This is a genomic window from Saccharospirillum alexandrii (assembly GCF_004000275.1).
Classification (GTDB): domain Bacteria; phylum Pseudomonadota; class Gammaproteobacteria; order Pseudomonadales; family Natronospirillaceae; genus Saccharospirillum; species Saccharospirillum alexandrii.
The window spans coordinates 973,670-990,913 of record NZ_RCIP01000001.1; the positions used below are offsets into that span (position 1 = coordinate 973,670).

Genomic DNA, 17,244 nt, shown 5'->3' on the forward strand with positions numbered 1-17,244 from the left:
ATGAACAAAGCCAAACGAACCGACATATTCAGCCGCCTGCGCGCCGCCAACCCCAACCCGGAGACCGAGCTGAATTACAGCACACCGTTTGAGTTGCTGGTGGCGGTGGTGTTGTCGGCCCAGGCGACCGACAAAGGGGTGAACAAGGCCACCGACAAACTCTACCCGGTCGCCAACACGCCGCAGTCCATTGTTGAGTTAGGTGTCGATGGATTGAAGGATTACATCAAAACCATTGGCCTGTTTAACAGCAAAGCAGACAACGTGCACAAGTTGTGTCAGTTGCTGCTCGAACAGCACAGTGACCTGAACCTCGAAGCCGGCGAAATTCCGAACGATCGAGCCGCTCTGGAAGCACTGCCCGGTGTCGGCCGTAAAACCGCCAATGTGGTGCTGAACACCGCCTTTGGCCAGCCCACCATGGCGGTAGACACCCATATTTTCCGTGTCGCCAACCGCACGCGTATTGCACCGGGCAAGAATGTGGTTGAGGTCGAACAGCGACTGTTGAGACTGATACCTGCGGAGTTTTTGATGGACGCCCACCACTGGCTGATTCTACACGGGCGCTACACCTGCACGGCCCGCAAACCTCGTTGCGGTGCCTGCATTATTGAAGATTTGTGCGAGTTCAAAGACAAAACAGAATGATCTGTATTAAGCTGATTACGACAATGGAACCCGGAACAGGATGTTCACCCCATGCAGTACCTGACTCTGGCCCTGGATGCCAGCTGCGATTTGCCAAAGGCCATTTATCAGCGCTTTGATCTGGCCACCCTGCCCGTAACCTGGTTAGCAAATCCAGCCGTGCTGCCACCCGATGACCGCAGCAAGGCCATAACGGATGCCTGGTATCAGACAGCAGACCACCCCACCCGCGATGCATTGCCCGAGCTGCATCAGGATACCCACCTCAGCCAACGTTTGAACGACAGCTGGTTGCTGCAGAGCGACGGCACCCTGGTTATTACGCCGGCAAAGCATCGTCACCCTGGCTACCACCACTGGAATCATCAGGCCGCCACCCTGCAACCACAGCTCGACCGCCTGCGGCATGCCGCGAACCTGCACAGCCATTTCAGATTGCGCGTTATGGACAGCGGCCATACGCTGGCGGCTTACGGGTTGCTGGTTCAGGAGATCGCCCATTTGCATCGCGATCAGGGGCTCACCATTGATAAACTGCGTCTGCCTCTGCTGGCCTTTGCCCCCAGAATTCGACACTTCTACAGTGTGCCGGCGTTTGCCAACCCGATGCTGTTCCCTCACAACCCGACTTTCCCACCACTGAACTGGCTGAAACGATCCATCATGGCTCACCAGAAGACGTTTCCCGTCTTTCAGGTTCTGGATGGTGAAGACACCATGGTTCAACGCGCAACCGATGAAGACCCGATCACCCCAATCGTCGATCTGGTCCAGGCAGCATTGGAAGAAAGCCGGTTAAGTCACTCAGCCGTTAATGCCAGCTTCGCGGGAGACATAGAGCCTTTGCAGCAGCACCCGGCTATTCGACGCCTTCACCAAATAGTGACTGCCCAGGGAGGCAACCTTTGGTTGAGCCCAATGGCCGGGTCATCTGCCTGTCTGTTCGGGCGCAGTGCATTTTCGCTTGCGCTGGTTAACTGAGCGAATTTGTGGAATAACGCAGGCTATTTTTCACCGCTGGCGTCGTTCGTCTCACCTTGCTGCAGCAATTGCAAAAACGACTGTCCCAGCAATTCATCCACCGTACCGTCACGCAGGCGGTGATTTCTCAGGTATTGATACAGCGCGATGATGTGTTTCAGGGTGTCGGTATCGGGGATGTGAAAATCGGTAGCTCGGGGTTCGTTCGCGAAGATACGCAGGGCTGACTGCAGTGCGTCGATGGCGACTTCAGGTGCTGCATCAAATGGCAGGCCTTCGCCACTGGCCAGCCAGACCAGAGAGCATTGGCTGGCTCGAGCTATCTGGTGTGCCCGCGACAGCGAAGGTTCTGAGCCGTTCAGATACTTGCGAATCAGACTTTCGCTGAGGCCGACCGAGCGTGCAAACTCACTGACAGTGCGGCCTGCAATCAGTATTTTCAGGCGATCGGCAAACGTCATCAGGCTTCGCGGCGACTGGCCATGGCCGGAACGGTTTTCAGTGCCACCGACTCACCGGTGTCGGTAAGGCTCCAGCGGCCGAGGTTGTCGAACTGAATCAGCGACATGGAATGCAATTGCAGCTTAACTTCATCTAGAGCCGCTCGTTCGAGTTTCACGTCGGCCACCGCATGGCTGCCCTGCCAGCGACGCTTGACGTCGACCAGTGCCAGCGGCTGCAGATACTCGGCCAGTAGCGCGTTGACGCGGGTTTCGGTAACCGGGGTTAACAGGGGTGCAGCCAGCCAGGTGAAGACCGTTTTCCAGGAAACGGAGACGCTGCCAGTCAGCACCTTTAGCTGCCCTTCACGAAACGCCTTGCAACTGAACTGGCTGTGCCAGACCGACCGGGGGTTGGTCAGTGCCGACAAATCAGCGGCGGCACGCGAAGAACGGCCAGCAGACAATTCCTGTTTCAGCCGCTCTACTTCAGCCCGCAATGCACTCAGCTCGGCAGACGATTCAGTCACGGCGCCTGCTTTTTGCCAACCCGGCGCCGGATGCTCTTCCATCACCTGCTCGATGGCGCGCTCAGTGACATCACGCAGCGTTTCTTCGCCGTCCCACTCGTAATAGATACCGGTCTTCAGCAAACCAACCAGCTGATTCAGCCGGGTTTTATCGATGTCGCTGGGGCTGGGAATGTCATGGCCGGTGTAGATCAGGGCAACGGGCGTTTTGTGCTGGGCGCGAACCGTGGCGTAAGTTTGATGCAGATAGCCGACGCCTTGCTCCGTCAATGGGCCGTATTCATTGCCGACCAGCAGAAACACATAATCGGCATCGCTTAAGGCAAGTTGGTTCAGTTTCCAGAGGTAATTCGCAGAGACGGCCGGAAACGGCAGACCGGTAGGAACACACTGTTGTGCCATGATGGCCTCAAACAGCACATTGCGTTCCTTTACGAGGTGACGTTCGAGCGACGCCACCATGATCAGTTTTCGTGTTTCAGACATGCTTGCTAACCACCTGCCCCATCCATGTTCGCAGAACCCTGTGATGAACTCGGACCCTTGCAAGCGCTTCTGGCAAAAGTCCACTAAAAAGTCCGGTTAGAAGTATAACACAGCGTCCGGCGAACATGCCTCTATTCACGTATTCAAGCCTCGGCCATAGCTCTCTGGCATTATAATCGGCCTGGTCGGGTGACGCCGGTAAAGGCGGGCAAGGGCCAGTCGGTCCCCTCGGTGAGGTTCACCAGTTCAAGCAGGATCATCGCCGTCAGACCCCAAATGTGGTGTCCGTCATAATCGTAATGCGGGATCTGAAACGAAATACCATGACGTTCGATGGGCTGTAGCCGGGGCGCCGTATCGGTAAAGAACGCCCAGGGCACTGTAAACCACTCGGCAATTTCATCCGGGCTGGCCACACACTGGTCGAGGCTTGAGACCTTACCGACAAACGGAAACACCTGAACTCCGTTTTTGGACAAACCGGTCGACAACGGGCCCAACACCTGAATCAGGTCGGGTGACAAATTCAATTCTTCGTGCGTTTCGCGCAATGCAGTGGCCTGCAGCGAGGTGTCTTCGGGCTCCCACATTCCGCCCGGAAACGCGATATCACCAGGGTGCGAATTCAAATGGCTGGCCCGAACCGTCAGTAGCAGAGAGGGGTCGCCAGCGTTGTCGACAAGCGGCACCAACACCCCCGCTCGTGGCTGGTCGAGCGACAGCAGTCGTGGCTCATGGGTCGTCAACCGGTGTTCCAGTTGGTGAAAAAACGGGGAATAAGCAGTCATGCTCTTATTTTCGCACGTTTACAGCGCTGTGAGTGGCCTGGCGCACCGACCGTTTTCATGACCTTTACGGAGCAACCGTAAATAGACTGTTTTTTGAACAGTGTCACTGCCATTTGCCACTCAGTAGTGCTAGATTAAATTGAACAAGGACGAGTCTGGTTCGCACCCTGCCCAGTATAAGGCAACGGAAAGTAGGTTGTAGAACTTAATAGGCAACCCATCCATACGGAGACTGTGATGGCCAACCCTGTGATCGAACTGCCCGCCTTCGATACCCTCAAAGCGCTGGCTGATGAAGACCCCGAAGCGCTCGAAACCCTACGCAGCCAACTGGTCGCCGAGGTCATTGAGCGGGCACCGAGCCACCAGCGGGCGCAATTGCAGGGCCTTCAGTTTGTGCTCGATATGGAACGCCGCCGAGCTAAAAATCCGATGCAATGCTGTATTCGTATGTCTCAACTCATGCATGAACGGGTCGAGCAGTTACGCGAATGCCTAAAAGATACGCTGTATTACGATGGCCTGGCCAGTGCCGGAGCCCGTGTCGAGCAGGATCACAATGCCGTAGTACTGGATTTTCCCCGACCGGTTCAAGACGCGCCGCCGAAGTCCTGATAGGCTTGTCGCAAAGAACCCACAACGAACCTTGTTATCCATGAATTTTTGCAGCCATTGCGGTCATCGGGTGCGATTCGACACCCCTGAATTCGATAACCGCCCCCGCTTTATGTGCGACCAGTGCGGTACGGTCCACTACCAAAACCCTCGTGTTATCACCGGCACCTTACCGGTAGCTCCCGATGGACGGATTTTGCTTTGCCGGCGGGCCATTGAACCGCGGCATGGTTACTGGACCCTGCCCGCCGGTTTTATGGAAAACGGTGAAACGACGGTTGAAGGTGCGCTGCGGGAGACGGTCGAGGAATCCCGCGTGATGGGGAAAAACCCGCAACTGCTGTCAATGGTCAGCTTGCCGGATTTTGATCAGGTGCATGTGTTTTACCGGATCGATATGCCCGACTTTTCGTTCGAAACGACGCCCGAAAGCAGTGAAGTGGTGCTGTTTCACCGCGAGGACATTCCCTGGGATGAAATCGCCTTTCTGACGGTCAAGGTAACGCTTGAGCATTACCTGGAACACCTAGATTCCGAGCATGTTCCGGTGCTTAATTCGGTGGTTCACCGGCCGAAGCAGATGGGGTAATTGCCATCGCCCTGGCCAGGTCCAAACTCACGTTTCAGCGTTCCAACCAATTGGGAAGCCTTATCCCGCGCTAGGCACCGGTTACACGCGGTGTTCGCTAGCCTCCTGAGCGAACACCGAACGTCGAGTTAGAAATACCGGGTTTGACGCCTGGCTATTGCCTGCAACCCAGTGACACCCAGCTCAACCCCCCAGCCTGACTCGCCCATACCACCGAATGGCACGTCAATGCGACTGCGCATAGGCTTGTTAATGGCGACGTTGCGAGTGGACAGCCTGCGCGCGATGGCGGTTGCTTCCTCAACTGACCCACTCCAGACCGCACCGCCCAACCCATACCGGCTTCGATTGGCCCACTGAACCGCCTGATCAACCGTTGAGTAAGCCGCCAGCTGCAGTACCGGGCCGAAAATTTCATCCGGCCAGACCGGGCTGGTCATCGGATCGTCGGTTACGGCCCAGGCCGGGCTGACGTATAGCCCGTCTACGTTTGGGTCTTCACTGTGCCGGGTCGCGGTTACCTTAAGGTTGTGCCACTGCTGGAGCAGGCGGTCGCGAATGTCGGGACGGGCCAGAGGGCCCAGTGTGCAGCCTTCGGATTCCGGCTCTGCCGGCGTAAAATCCGCCAGACGCTCCTGCACCCGGGCCAGGACGGCATCCAGCCGGGTTTCCGGTACCAGCCAGCGTTTGGCACAGAGACAACTCTGACCCGAATTATTGAGCCGCGATGCCAGGGCGTTGTCGACAAAGGCGTTCAGATCGCCACTGTCTGTCAGCAGCCATACATCGCTGCCTCCCAGCTCAAGGGTGCTGGGAATCAGCCGTTCAGCACAGGCCACCGCGATGGCCCGGCCTGCATTGCTGCTGCCGGTAAAATGCACCTGGCGCAAATGGGGGTGATCGTAGACAGCCGGCAGCACATCAATGTCGATCTGCAATAGGGCTATCGCATCGGCAGGAAAACCGGCCTGGTGCATCAGATCAACGAGCATACGGGAACTGAGCCAAACATTCGGAGCGGGTTTAATCGCCACCGTATTACCCGCCAGCAACGCCGGCAGCGCAAACCGGCACACCTGCCAGACCGGGTAATTCCAGGGCATGATGCCGAGAATGCCACCCCAGGGTTCGAAACTCAGCACGGCACCCGATTGCACATCGGTTTGCGCCAGTGCGGCGGGGCCCTGTGCAACCAGGTATCCGATCAGATCGATCGTCTTGCTCAGTTCAGCCAGTGACTGAACCAGGGGCTTGCCCATCTCCCGGCTGATCTGCCGGGCCAGAGGATCTTTCTGCGTCGCCAATAACCCGGCGAGCGCCTCAAGCCAGCCCATGCGCTGTGCCAGTGGCAATGCTGCCAGTGCAGGCCATACTGTCTGCTGGCGATCCAGAATCTCGGTCGTTTCAGTCTGTGACCAGCCTTTTGCCTCGAACAGGCATTCCTGACTGGCTGGATTCACAGATCTGAATACACTCATGGGTCATCCTATTTTGAGGCGAAATGTTGTAAAGTTACAATCCGACCAGGCGTTGTAGTCCCTTCGCCAGCTCCGTCCGTATTGAAAGAGGGGCTCAGTGACAGGGTTATGAGTACTATTAAGCCACTCTGTCGTTTGCACGCTGCACACAAAAAAAATGAAAGAAAAGTACGACTACAGGGTTAGCCTCTGTAGCAAGCACTTGTTCGGTGCACCGGTGCAGGGAGCGCATTCTAAAGCATCGGTTGCCAAAGTTAACCTTTTCCCGGGAGAGATCGACACATGACTGTAATTCCTGACACCTTGCGTGAAAACGTACGTCTGCTGGGCGAACTGCTGGGCGATACCCTGCTGGAAACCCGTGGCCCTGAGCTGTTCCGCAAGGTCGAAGAAATTCGCCGTCTTGGCAAGGCCGTTAATACTGCCGAAAGCAGCGACCCGCAGCCACTGATCGATGTGCTGTCGAGCCTGGAAGACGACGACGTGCTGCCTATAGTGCGAGCGTTCAGTCAGTTCCTGAACCTGGCCAACATTGCCGACCAGCAATTCTTCTCCAGTGCCGAGGCCAATCAGCGTGAAGCGGTGGAAGACACCCTGGAACAGCTGGTCGATACCCTCGGCAAAGACAGCGTGGCCGATGCCCTGCGCAACCTGAACATTGAACTGGTGCTGACCGCACACCCCACCGAAGTGACGCGCCGAACCCTGATTCGCAAACATGAACGCATTGCCGAAGACCTCGCCGACCTGAAACGCAACGACCTGCTGCGCTATGAACGCACCGAGCTGAAATCGAACTTGCGCCGCACGGTAAACGAGATCTGGCATACCAACGAGATTCGGGACGAGCGGCCGACCGCTGTCGATGAAGCCAAATGGGGCTTCGCTGTTATCGAAAACTCGCTCTGGCACGCGGTACCCCAATTTCTGCGCGAGCTCGACCGCACGGCCCGATCCCGTCTGGGCCAGGGCCTGAGCGTCGACGCCTCACCCTTCCACTTTTACTCCTGGATGGGCGGCGACCGCGACGGCAACCCGAACGTTACCCACAAGGTTACTCAGGAAGTGATATTGCTCGGGCGCTGGATGGCAGCCGACCTGTACCTGAAAGACATTCACGACCTGGCCGGCGACCTCAGCATGAGCGAAGCGAGTGCCGATTTGATGGCCGAGGTGGGTGACACACCAACGCCCTACCGCGCCAAACTGCATGGCTTGCGCGCCCGGCTGGAACATACCCTCACCTGGGCCGAGCGCCGTGTTCAGGGCGAAACGCTGGCCGCGCCGGAGGACGTTATCGTCACCCGCGACGACATTCTCGCTCCGCTGATGACCTGTTACGACTCCCTGCTGGAATGTGGTATGAGTCGCATTGCCAACGGGGCGCTGCTCGATTGCATTCGGCGAGTGCACTGCTTTGGCGTCAACCTGGTGCCGCTCGATATTCGCCAGGACAGCGAACGCCACATACTGGCCATCGATGAAGTGACCCGCTACCTGGGCCTGGGTGACTACAAAGACTGGGATGAAGACCAGCGAGAAGCCTTTTTGCTGGAACAACTGGGCAGTCGTCGCCCGCTGATTCCGCGCCACTGGGAACCGGGAGCGGATACCCGGGAGGTATTGGATACCGCCCGCATTCTGGCAGAAGAGCCAGCCGAGGTGTTGTCGAGCTACATCATTTCGATGGCCAAACACCCGTCAGACGTGCTCGCCGTTGCCTTGCTGCTAAAAGAGAGTGGCCTCGACTGGAACGTGCCCATCGTTCCTCTGTTTGAAACCCTCGATGACCTCGACCGTTCGGTGTCGGTCATGGAAAAACTCTGGTCACTGCCCTGGTACCGCGAGTATTGCGGTGGCAAACAGACAGTAATGATTGGTTATTCGGACTCCGCCAAGGATGCCGGCAAACTGACTGCTACCTGGGCTCAGTACAAGGCTCAGGAGCGCCTGGTCAAGCTGGCCAGCGATAACGACATTCACCTGATGCTCTTCCACGGCCGGGGCGGCACCGTTGGCCGGGGCGGTGGTCCGGTTGAAAAGGCCATGGCATCTCAGCCGCCAGGATCAGTCCGTGGTGCCATTCGGGTCACCGAACAGGGCGAGATGATTCGCTACAAGTTCGGCATGCCCCGGGTGGCCGTGCGCAGCCTCAGCATCTATGTGGCGGCGACACTGCGCGCCACCCTGGAACCGAGCGCCGCGCCCAAACCCGAGTGGCGTGACCTGATGGAAGCGATGTCAAAGGCCAGTCTGGAGCGTTACCGCGCGGTGGTACGGCACGATGAGCGCTTTGTGCCCTATTTCAGAAGCCTGACCCCCGAACAGGAACTGGGCATGCTGGCTCTGGGCAGCCGACCGGCCAAACGCAAGGCAACCGGCGGTGTTGAAAGTCTGCGCGCCATTCCCTGGGTATTCGCCTGGATGCAGGTGCGGCTGAACATGCCCTCCTGGCTGGGTGCGCGCCAGGCGCTGGAGCATGGGCTGGCGACCAACCCGGAACTGCTGCAGGACATGGTTGAGAACTGGACGTTCTTCAGCAGCTTTCTCGACTTGCTGGAAATGGTGCTGGGCAAGGCCGACGGCTCCATCACCGCCTATTACGAGCAACAGCTGGTACCACCGGAGCTGCATGAACTGGGCGAAGACCTGCGTGAAGACCTGAAAGCCAGTGAGGTGTTGCTTAACCAGATCAAGAAACAACAGGTACTGCTGGAAAGTGACCCGCTGTTGGCACAATCGATTCTGGTGCGGAACCCCTACACCGACCCGCTGAACTACTTGCAGGCGGAACTGTTGAAACGGGCCCGTAAAACGGGAAATCTCGACCCGCAACTGGAGCGTGCCCTGAAAGTCACCATGGCTGGCATTTCGGCCGGCATGCGCAACACGGGGTAACCGTCGCGGTTTTTGTAGACAGCCAGCCCTCAGGGTGACAGGGAGAATAAACAACCGGTGATGCTCGCCTTGTAGGCAAGGCCCTAATCACCGGTTGGGGTGTTCCCAGTCGCTGGGGGACTGGCCTTTCATCAGGTCAATTGCCCTGTACACTCCATCTATCGACTGAAGTCTAACCGCCAATGGTTGAGCTTGGCGGCCTTGGCGGGTATCTTAGCGTCTGGCTGATGCAGGCCTATAAGTTCGACACTGCATCAAGATCACCAAAAATAACAGGAATTAAACGATTTTACCGGTATTTGCCGCCACATAGAGCAGCATACTGATGCTCAGACCGGAGCCGCACTCCTGGCGTTTACAGGGGGTTTCTGGCTCACGACCCCTGAATAGGACACTGAATTTGCAATAACGAGTGGATCGCTCAATCGGTTCAGACTTTTTTAACCATGTTTTTCAAGATTAAACATTAACGAGGAGCTCGCCATCTATGCGCATTATTCTGCTGGGTGCACCTGGTGCCGGTAAAGGGACGCAAGCCCAATACATCACCGAAAAATTTCAGATTCCGCAAATCTCCACGGGCGACATGCTGCGTGCCGCGGTTAAAGCGGGCAGCCCCCTGGGCGTGAAGGTTAAGGAAGTCATGGCCTCTGGCGGCCTGGTCTCTGATGAAACCATCATTGAACTGATCAAAGAACGCTTGACGCAACCGGATTGCGCCAATGGCTGCCTGTTCGACGGTTTCCCGCGCACCATCCCCCAGGCTGAAGCCCTGAAAAACGAAGGCATTCGCATCGATTACGTCATCGACATCGACGTTCCCGATGAAGAAATCATCAAGCGCCTGAGCGGCCGCCGAGTACACGAAGCCTCTGGTCGTGTGTACCACGTCGACAATAACCCGCCCAAGCAGGACGGCAAAGACGACGAAACCGGCGACCCGCTGGTGCAGCGCGAAGACGACAAGAAAGAAACCGTCGCCAAGCGCCTGGACGTCTACCACGCCCAGACCGAGCCGCTGATTGGCTTCTATAAGGACCTGGCCGAAAAAGAACCCGAGGCAGCGCCGAAGTACATTCATGTACCGGGTATTGGCAGCTTTGAAGATATTCGGGATAAGATTGTTTCGAAGCTTTGAGGTGAATGTTGAGAGCTACGAGCTGTTAGCTGCTAGTTTTGAGTTTTTGAGCCCGCCTTGTGCGGGCTTTTTTGTGGGTGGGGTTCAAACAGGGTCCCCTGGGGGTATGAGACAGTACTTGGCTAGCTGGAGCCCGGAGGGATTGGCTCGATCACGTTCCTGTGATCGATCCGGCTTCGCCGGACGCTGGCGCGGCCCAACTTGCTCCAGGCAAGTTGTCGACAAAAGTGCCGGGAGCACTTTTGCACGAGCGCAGCGAGCCAGAAGGGCAGCCGCCAGGGATGGTGGCTGTAACCTGCGGGGGCCTCGAACGAAGGCCTGCGCTTTGCGCAGGTTAAACAAAAAAGGGGTCCCCTTGGGGACCCCTTTTTTGTTTAATTTGGCGGAGAGTGAGGGATTCGAACCCCCGGTAGGCTTTCGCCTACGTCTGATTTCAAGTCAGGTGCATTCAACCGGACTCTGCCAACTCTCCTTAACAACGGGGCGTATCTTAACGAACCTGTGTTGGGTGTCAACCAAAAAGTTGCTAAGCTGCTGAAATTAAACAAGAAAGATCGCCCACTGCGGAGACACACTTATGTACCTACTGGTTGTTTATGTGCCTGAAACACACACCGAGGCGCTGATTGAAGCGCTGTCTGACGCTGGCGCCGGTAGCATTGGCGATTATGATCGTTGTGCCTGGTCGGTACTGGGCCAGGGTCAGTTTCGACCTTTGGCCGGAGCCAACCCCACCCTGGGACACACCGGCCAGCTGGAGCGCGTTGCCGAACATCGCGTGGAAATGGTGGTTAATATAGACCGTATCAAAGCCGTACTGCAGGCTCTGGTGGTCGCACACCCATACGAAGAGCCTGCGCATCATGTGGTGGCCGTGATGGATCGACGGGACTTCCTATAGGCTGTATGACAGCAGGCTAGACCGTTCTTTCTGACAAACACCCATAAAAAAACCCGGAGCACTGAGTGCGCCGGGCTAAACTATTTTGCAAGAGAGTCAAAACGCTGCGTATCTTACGATTCAGCAGCGCAATGTAAACACTACCACCCGATCACGTCGCTTTTATTAAAGTCGTTCAGTTGTACATAAAATGCTACACGACCCTACTTTCGCACCTGGCGTTAATTGTCGCCCTGCGGGCGCAAACCCCCATCCAGGCGACCTTCAAACAAATCGTCTACTGTAGGCGGCAAATAACGATCGTCTACATGATCCATGGTCTGAATGCGTACATCCCATATGCCATCCATACGGCGTGCTCTCAGATCTTCATCGCCATCCACTATGATCGTTGGGCGGATAATGACCATTAAATTGGTTTTTTGACGTTCGGTCGAGGTACTTTTAAACAGGTGGCCCAAGATCGGGATCCGCCCCAATACCGGAACACGGCTTTCACGCTCTATCAGGGTGTCGTCTATTAACCCACCCAAAACGATGGTACGACCATCGCCAATCAACACTTCCGTTTTGACTTGTCGCTTGTCAGTAATGATGTCTACAGCACCGAAGGTGTTGTTGCCTGAAATGGATTCGACCACCTGGTCGACCTCCAAACGCACCGAGCCATCTTGCTGAACATGAGGTATCACTGTCAGCGTGGTACCGACATCCTGGCGCTCAATAACAAACGGGTTATCGTCACTGCCGTTACCACCTGTTTTGAAGGGCACCGAGCTACCGACGGTGATAAAGGCCTCGCTGTTATCCAACGTCATGACGCTTGGCGTCGACAACAAATTGGTGTTCGACTGGGATTCAATCGCCTGAATAATGGCTGCAAAATTAGGGGTATCACTGATGGGGTCAACCAACCCCAGGAAAGCACCGTTCGGCAAAGCACCTACGTTTTGACTCGCCGCACCAGCTACCACACTGGGTAAGGAGGAAATCGCACCGTCAATACCCAGATTGGTGCTACCAAAGGGCACACCATCGCTCACGCGCTCAGGGTTGGTCGCCCATTGAATGCCCAGGGCATCACTGACATTACCATTCACTTCAACGATAGCGGCTTCAATCAACACCTGTTTACGACGCACGTCCAGTTGGCGAATGATGCTTTCAATTTCGGTCATGACCGAAGGCTCGGCCCGCACAACCAAGGCGTTCAAATCTTCGTCGGCAAGTATGTTGACTGGACCCGCAGGTGGCGCTGTTTGGCCATTGGAGCCTGTCTGAGCGGTACCTCCGGTAAACCCTTTGAGCAACTCGGCCATCCGTGCGGCGTCGGCATTATTCAAGAAGATAACCTTCGAGGCACTGTTCTCCTGGGCGGGAATATCGAGCTCGCGGATCAGGGCGATAATCTGTGCCCGGGCATCGGCTTCGCCCTTGATGATGATGCGATTACTGCGTTCATCGCCAACGAGGTGTACGCTGCGCAAGCCACGTACATCACCGCCCTGCTGCGCCCCGGAAGTGACCGGCGTTGGTGCAACGCGCTCTAGCAGAGTAATCACATTGCCCACCCAGGCGTGTTCGAGCTCAATGACTTCTATTTCTTCACTGCCGGCGCGGTCAAGCAATTCAACGATTTCTGAAATGCGTTCAATGTTGGTGGCCCGGTCGGCGATGATCAGGGCATTGGCGGTGCTCACGCCTGCCAAATGCCCGTATTTGGCCACCAGTGGCCGCAGAATCGGAACAAGTTCCATGGCAGAGGTATTCTGAATCGGGAAGACCCGAATGATGATTTCCTCACCGGACATCGATCCGTCGGTATCAACGTCAAGACCCGCTGATTTAATGTCGGCCTGGCCAATAATTTTAATGGCGTTATCGGTCTCTACGGCAGAGAAACCATAAACTTCGATGGTGGCCAGAAAAATCTCGTAGATGGCGTCGGCGGTCAGGTTCCGATCGGAGATCACCGTTACCTGTCCACGCACCCGGGGATCGACGATAAAGCTTTTGCCGGTAACGCGCGCCACCAGGTCTATCACTTCATTTATGTCGGCACCCTGCATGTTCAACTGATAGGTTGGCTCTTCGGCGCGAACCGGAAGGCTGACCAGCACCAGCGCCAGAATCAGTAGCAGTGACCGTAACAGGGGTTCCGCAATCCTGCGAACCGGGCTGAAAGCATGCATCTTGTTGTCCTTTCTTAATCGATCGTTCTGCATTTGTCAGAATCGAGGTATGGATTGGTAGATGGTAAAGGAGCGCGAACCCCGTTGAATCTGTATTTTCAATTCACCGCCGCTTTGCAGAATCTGGTTCAGCAATGCCTGATCCTGCCCGATGTTTCCAACCGGCTGATCATTAACCGCCGTCACCACATCGCCCGGGCGCAGCCCGGCCATGGCGAGCTGGCGGGCATTCTGGGTTACCTGATAGCCGGAGCCGGTGGCTTCGAGGCCGACTTCATCGAGCAAACCCTGGGGGTCGGAGTTGGCACGTTGCTGAACATAAGAGACCATTTGTTCAACCTGTGCCTGTACATCTTCACCCCGATCGACCCGTTGTTGAGCCTGGTCGATCGTCTCTCTGAGACTGCTGTCTTCGGCGATGGGTTCATCGTTGACTTGCAACAATTGCGATGTGGCTTCCCGCTCGTAGCGCAACGTCTCCAACTGCCCATTGCGGTCGAGTATGACCCGGTCGCGGTATACCGCCGACAGGGTGGCCTGATTAAAAATATCGTCACCGACCGAGAACGCACTGGCCTGGCTGCCGCCCCGGGAAATAATGGCAAAGCCGGTGCCGTCGTCGCCACGGGCAAGCACGGCTTGCAGCTTCATGTTCAAACGCGTTTCAGGGGCTTCAACCGGTTGCTCAGACTCGGCAGTCGCCACCGCTTGAAATTGCCCAAACAAGTGGCGTTCGCCCAGAGTGGCGCCCAGTTGTTCAGGGTTGGTGCTGCTCGCAGTGTTATTCAGGTTGGCTGGTTGAATACGCGGTGCACTCACCGCAGGTACCGGTTGCAGCCAGAGCCAGGTTAACTGGGCGCTGTAAACGGCGCTCAGGGCAATGAGGATCACCACGACCCAACGCTGCAGCGGCAGCCATAGTTGCCGGCTTTGATTGACCCAATCCATCAAAACACCTTCTGTGAGATTTCAACCAGGGTCTCACGCCCGCCGGGAACCGGGATACCCAGGCGCTCGGCCATGGCCCGTTGCACGGTCACTTGTCCCTGCCCTTCCCGGCTCAGTTGCGCGCGGATCAGTGAGGTGTTATCCAGCGCGTCGATCGCTACGCGCCAGGCGGTATCATCGCTGGTAATTTGACCTTGCATCTGAGGTACGTCGAACTGCTGCCGGGAACGCCCCATCGGCACTTCAACGGGCCCGCCGGACCAGGACAGTTCACCGTTAGCGTCACCTAAAGCCCCTCCCCAGCCAGCATTGGCGCTCAGGTCAGAGATAACCAGCCGCCCCTGAAGGGTCGAGTTATAAGCCCGGGTTATCCGAGCAAACGCCGCTTCGTCGACATAGCCGGAGACCTGCTCAACCCCCACGCCCGTCGGGCGCAGTTGAATCTGGCCAGACACATCGAGCGCCGGGCTGGATACGCGGACATCGTAAGGTAACCGGGCTGTCAGCAGACCCAGGGGCTTCACCTGCCATTCAAGATTGAATTCGGGGCTGTTTGGCACCAGCACCCGGCTTTGTCCCTGCCAGATGTTACCCTGCGGCTGTTCGAGGCGCACGCCTGCAGACCGTAAGGAAGGCTCTGCAAAGCTGATGACCCAGCTCAATGGCACAGTCGCCACCAGGGTAAGCAAATACACCCCTACAAACAGCACCACTAATTTTAGATTAATTCTCATAGACTTCCGTTCTGCACTATCCCTGCGCCTTTTTCAGGCTTGCGCCCACAGATCAAAATATCGGGACGCCAGTGTATAGAAGGCCCTTATTCACGACAATCGGTTTACACCCATCTGACAGTGCTTTGCGGCCTTGCTGCTGCCTTGGGCGGGCGTTTGTCGCCCATAAAAAAGCCCGCACGAAGCGGGCTTGTCGGGTATTGGGCCGGGCTGGCTTACATCATGCCGCCCATGCCACCCATACCACCCATGCCGCCCATATCAGGCATACCGCCGCCGGAAGACTTGTCTTCTGGCTTGTCGGTGATCATGGCTTCGGTGGTGATCATCAAGCCAGCAACCGAGGCGGCCGCTTGCAGGGCAGAACGGGTCACTTTGGCCGGGTCGATAATACCCAGTTCCATCATGTCACCGTATTCACCGGTTGCTGCGTTGTAGCCGTAGTTACCAGAGCCTTTCTTGACTTCGTTCAGTACAACAGACGGCTCGCCACCGGCGTTGTAAACGATCTGACGCAGCGGGGATTCCATGGCACGCAATGCCAGGGCAATACCGGTGCGCTGTTCTTCGTTGTCGCCCTGAATCTCGCCTACGTTCATCAGTGCGCGTACCAGGGCTACACCGCCGCCGGCAACCACACCTTCCTGAACGGCTGCACGGGTTGCGTGCAGGGCGTCGTCGACGCGGGCTTTCTTCTCTTTCATTTCCATCTCGGTGGCAGCGCCAACCTTGATGACCGCAACACCGCCAGCCAGTTTGGCAACACGTTCCTGCAGTTTTTCCTTGTCGTAATCGGAGGTGGATTGCTCGATTTCGGCACGGATTTGCTCAACGCGGCCTTTGATGTCGGCGTCTTCACCGGCACCGTCAACAACGATGGTGTTTTCTTTGGACAGGGTGACCTTCTTGGCGCTACCCAGGTGTTCCAGGGTGGCGGTTTCGAGGCTCATGCCCACTTCTTCGGAAATCACGGTACCACCGGTCAGAATCGCCAGATCCTGCAGCATGGCCTTGCGACGGTCGCCGAAGCCCGGTGCCTTGGCAGCGGAGACTTTAACGGTACCGCGCATGTTGTTGACAACCAGGGTAGCCAGAGCTTCGCCTTCGATGTCTTCAGCAATGATCATCAGCGGACGGCTGGCCTTGGAGACGGACTCCAGTACCGGGATCAGGTCACGGATGTTGCTGATTTTCTTATCGACCAACAGGATGTACGGGTTTTCAAGTTCAGCCGTCATGGTTTCCTGGTTGGTGATGAAGTACGGAGACAGATAGCCGCGGTCGAACTGCATGCCTTCTACGACTTCCAGCTCGTCGTCGAAACCACTGCCTTCTTCGACGGTGATCACGCCTTCGTTACCGACTTTTTCCATCGCATCAGCGATCAGGCCGCCGATGGTGGCGTCAGCGTTGGCCGAAATGGTACCGACCTGGGCGATGGCTTTCTTGTCTGAGCAAGGCACAGACAGCTTGGCGATTTCGTCAACAACAGCACGTGTTGCTTTGTCGATGCCGCGCTTCAGGTCCATCGGGTTCATGCCCGCTGCAACTGATTTCAGGCCTTCGTTGACCAGGGCCTGGGCCAGCACGGTTGCGGTGGTGGTACCGTCACCGGCTTCGTCATTGGCCTTGGAAGCAACTTCCTTGACCATCTGAGCGCCCATGTTTTCGAATTTGTCTTCGAGTTCGATTTCCTTGGCCACCGATACACCGTCTTTGGTGATGGCGGGTGAGCCGAAGGATTTGTCGAGAATGACGTTACGGCCTTTGGGCCCCAACGTTACTTTGACGGCGTCGGCCAGCAGGTTCACGCCTTTCTGCATCTTACCGCGAGCGGAATCGCCAAATTTTACGTCTTTAGCTGCCATGATGTGC

Annotated in this window: 15 protein-coding genes and 1 tRNA gene; 7 read left to right on the top strand and 9 right to left on the bottom strand. The window is 56.6% G+C overall.

From position 1 onward, the window contains the following. Both nth and EP166_RS04545 read left to right on the top strand, forming a co-directional pair. Complete coding sequence (gene nth / locus EP166_RS04540) at positions 1–651, top strand: endonuclease III (RefSeq protein WP_127555593.1); 651 nt, start codon at positions 1–3, stop codon at positions 649–651. Positions 652–702: 51 nt separating this feature from the next. Further along, positions 703–1,632 (top strand): hypothetical protein, encoded by a 930-nt coding sequence (locus EP166_RS04545; RefSeq protein WP_127555594.1) that lies wholly within the window; start codon positions 703–705, stop codon positions 1,630–1,632. A gap of 23 nt (positions 1,633–1,655) precedes the next feature. On the opposite strand, the gene EP166_RS04550 is transcribed toward EP166_RS04545, so the two are convergent. The 3 genes from EP166_RS04550 to EP166_RS04560 all read right to left on the bottom strand — a co-directional run bounded on the left by EP166_RS04550 (position 1,656) and on the right by EP166_RS04560 (position 3,876). After that, entirely contained in the window at positions 1,656–2,093 is a 438-nt protein-coding gene (locus EP166_RS04550; protein ID WP_127555595.1) for a helix-turn-helix domain-containing protein, read from the bottom strand. Next, positions 2,093–3,088 carry a DUF4062 domain-containing protein gene (locus EP166_RS04555; RefSeq protein WP_127555596.1) on the bottom strand — a complete coding sequence of 332 codons (996 nt, stop codon included), beginning with the start codon at positions 3,086–3,088 and terminating at the stop codon, positions 2,093–2,095. The genes EP166_RS04550 and EP166_RS04555 overlap by 1 nt, the downstream gene beginning before the upstream one ends. A gap of 170 nt (positions 3,089–3,258) precedes the next feature. Beyond that, the gene (locus tag EP166_RS04560) at positions 3,259–3,876 is read right to left on the bottom strand and encodes an NUDIX hydrolase (protein ID WP_127555597.1); all 618 of its coding nucleotides are present in this window, start codon (positions 3,874–3,876) and stop codon (positions 3,259–3,261) included. A 237-nt stretch (positions 3,877–4,113) separates the two neighbouring features. Here EP166_RS04560 and EP166_RS04565 point away from each other — a divergent pair, with 237 nt between their 5' ends. Next, on the top strand, positions 4,114–4,491 hold the full coding sequence (locus EP166_RS04565) for a DUF3135 domain-containing protein (RefSeq protein ID WP_127555598.1): 378 nt from the start codon (positions 4,114–4,116) through the stop codon (positions 4,489–4,491). A gap of 40 nt (positions 4,492–4,531) precedes the next feature. Beyond that, positions 4,532–5,080 (top strand): NUDIX hydrolase, encoded by a 549-nt coding sequence (locus EP166_RS04570; RefSeq protein WP_127555599.1) that lies wholly within the window; start codon positions 4,532–4,534, stop codon positions 5,078–5,080. 128 nt (positions 5,081–5,208) lie between these two features. Here EP166_RS04570 and EP166_RS04575 read toward each other — a convergent pair whose 3' ends face one another. Beyond that, positions 5,209–6,558, bottom strand: coding sequence for an aldehyde dehydrogenase family protein (locus tag EP166_RS04575; protein WP_127555600.1), 1,350 nt, complete (start codon positions 6,556–6,558; stop codon positions 5,209–5,211). 282 nt (positions 6,559–6,840) lie between these two features. Here EP166_RS04575 and ppc point away from each other — a divergent pair, with 282 nt between their 5' ends. Both ppc and adk read left to right on the top strand, forming a co-directional pair. Beyond that, complete coding sequence (gene ppc, locus EP166_RS04580; RefSeq protein WP_127555601.1) at positions 6,841–9,456, top strand: phosphoenolpyruvate carboxylase; 2,616 nt, start codon at positions 6,841–6,843, stop codon at positions 9,454–9,456. 487 nt (positions 9,457–9,943) lie between these two features. Then, entirely contained in the window at positions 9,944–10,594 is a 651-nt protein-coding gene (gene adk, locus EP166_RS04585) for an adenylate kinase (RefSeq protein WP_127555602.1), read from the top strand. Positions 10,595–10,974: 380 nt separating this feature from the next. Here the strand turns inward: adk and EP166_RS04590 are convergent. Beyond that, a tRNA-Ser gene (locus EP166_RS04590) sits at positions 10,975–11,066 on the bottom strand. A gap of 105 nt (positions 11,067–11,171) precedes the next feature. Here EP166_RS04590 and EP166_RS04595 point away from each other — a divergent pair. Continuing rightward, positions 11,172–11,495 (top strand): YqfO family protein, encoded by a 324-nt coding sequence (locus tag EP166_RS04595; RefSeq protein ID WP_127555603.1) that lies wholly within the window; start codon positions 11,172–11,174, stop codon positions 11,493–11,495. Positions 11,496–11,716: 221 nt separating this feature from the next. Here EP166_RS04595 and gspD read toward each other — a convergent pair whose 3' ends face one another. The 4 genes from gspD to groL all read right to left on the bottom strand — a co-directional run bounded on the left by gspD (position 11,717) and on the right by groL (position 17,237). Next, a complete protein-coding gene (gene gspD / locus EP166_RS04600) occupies positions 11,717–13,687 on the bottom strand; it encodes a type II secretion system secretin GspD (RefSeq protein WP_164743812.1) in 1,971 nt (656 codons plus the stop codon). Between the two features lie 36 nt (positions 13,688–13,723). Further along, positions 13,724–14,635, bottom strand: coding sequence for a type II secretion system protein N (locus tag EP166_RS04605; protein ID WP_127555605.1), 912 nt, complete (start codon positions 14,633–14,635; stop codon positions 13,724–13,726). Beyond that, complete coding sequence (gspN, locus tag EP166_RS04610) at positions 14,635–15,369, bottom strand: type II secretion system protein N (protein WP_127555606.1); 735 nt, start codon at positions 15,367–15,369, stop codon at positions 14,635–14,637. Before gspN ends, EP166_RS04605 begins: the two co-directional genes overlap by 1 nt. Before the next feature lie 215 nt (positions 15,370–15,584). Further along, on the bottom strand, positions 15,585–17,237 hold the full coding sequence (gene groL, locus EP166_RS04615) for a chaperonin GroEL (RefSeq protein WP_127555607.1): 1,653 nt from the start codon (positions 17,235–17,237) through the stop codon (positions 15,585–15,587). Positions 17,238–17,244: the final 7 nt, after the last annotated feature.

Excerpts from the sequence above, each read along its gene's own strand:
- adk (WP_127555602.1), top strand. The coding sequence starts at position 9,944 with ATGCGCATTATTCTGCTGGGTGCACCTGGTGCCGGTAAAGGGACGCAA.
- EP166_RS04595 (WP_127555603.1), top strand. The coding sequence starts at position 11,172 with ATGTACCTACTGGTTGTTTATGTGCCTGAAACACACACCGAGGCGCTG.
- EP166_RS04570 (WP_127555599.1), top strand. The coding sequence starts at position 4,532 with ATGAATTTTTGCAGCCATTGCGGTCATCGGGTGCGATTCGACACCCCT.
- EP166_RS04565 (WP_127555598.1), top strand. The coding sequence starts at position 4,114 with ATGGCCAACCCTGTGATCGAACTGCCCGCCTTCGATACCCTCAAAGCG.
- gspN (WP_127555606.1), bottom strand. The coding sequence starts at position 15,369 with ATGAGAATTAATCTAAAATTAGTGGTGCTGTTTGTAGGGGTGTATTTG.
- EP166_RS04560 (WP_127555597.1), bottom strand. The coding sequence starts at position 3,876 with ATGACTGCTTATTCCCCGTTTTTTCACCAACTGGAACACCGGTTGACG.
- EP166_RS04575 (WP_127555600.1), bottom strand. The coding sequence starts at position 6,558 with ATGAGTGTATTCAGATCTGTGAATCCAGCCAGTCAGGAATGCCTGTTC.
- gspD (WP_164743812.1), bottom strand. The coding sequence starts at position 13,687 with ATGCATGCTTTCAGCCCGGTTCGCAGGATTGCGGAACCCCTGTTACGG.
- EP166_RS04550 (WP_127555595.1), bottom strand. The coding sequence starts at position 2,093 with ATGACGTTTGCCGATCGCCTGAAAATACTGATTGCAGGCCGCACTGTC.
- EP166_RS04555 (WP_127555596.1), bottom strand. The coding sequence starts at position 3,088 with ATGTCTGAAACACGAAAACTGATCATGGTGGCGTCGCTCGAACGTCAC.
- EP166_RS04605 (WP_127555605.1), bottom strand. The coding sequence starts at position 14,635 with ATGGATTGGGTCAATCAAAGCCGGCAACTATGGCTGCCGCTGCAGCGT.
- nth (WP_127555593.1), top strand. The coding sequence starts at position 1 with ATGAACAAAGCCAAACGAACCGACATATTCAGCCGCCTGCGCGCCGCC.
- groL (WP_127555607.1), bottom strand. The coding sequence starts at position 17,237 with ATGGCAGCTAAAGACGTAAAATTTGGCGATTCCGCTCGCGGTAAGATG.
- ppc (WP_127555601.1), top strand. The coding sequence starts at position 6,841 with ATGACTGTAATTCCTGACACCTTGCGTGAAAACGTACGTCTGCTGGGC.
- EP166_RS04545 (WP_127555594.1), top strand. The coding sequence starts at position 703 with ATGCAGTACCTGACTCTGGCCCTGGATGCCAGCTGCGATTTGCCAAAG.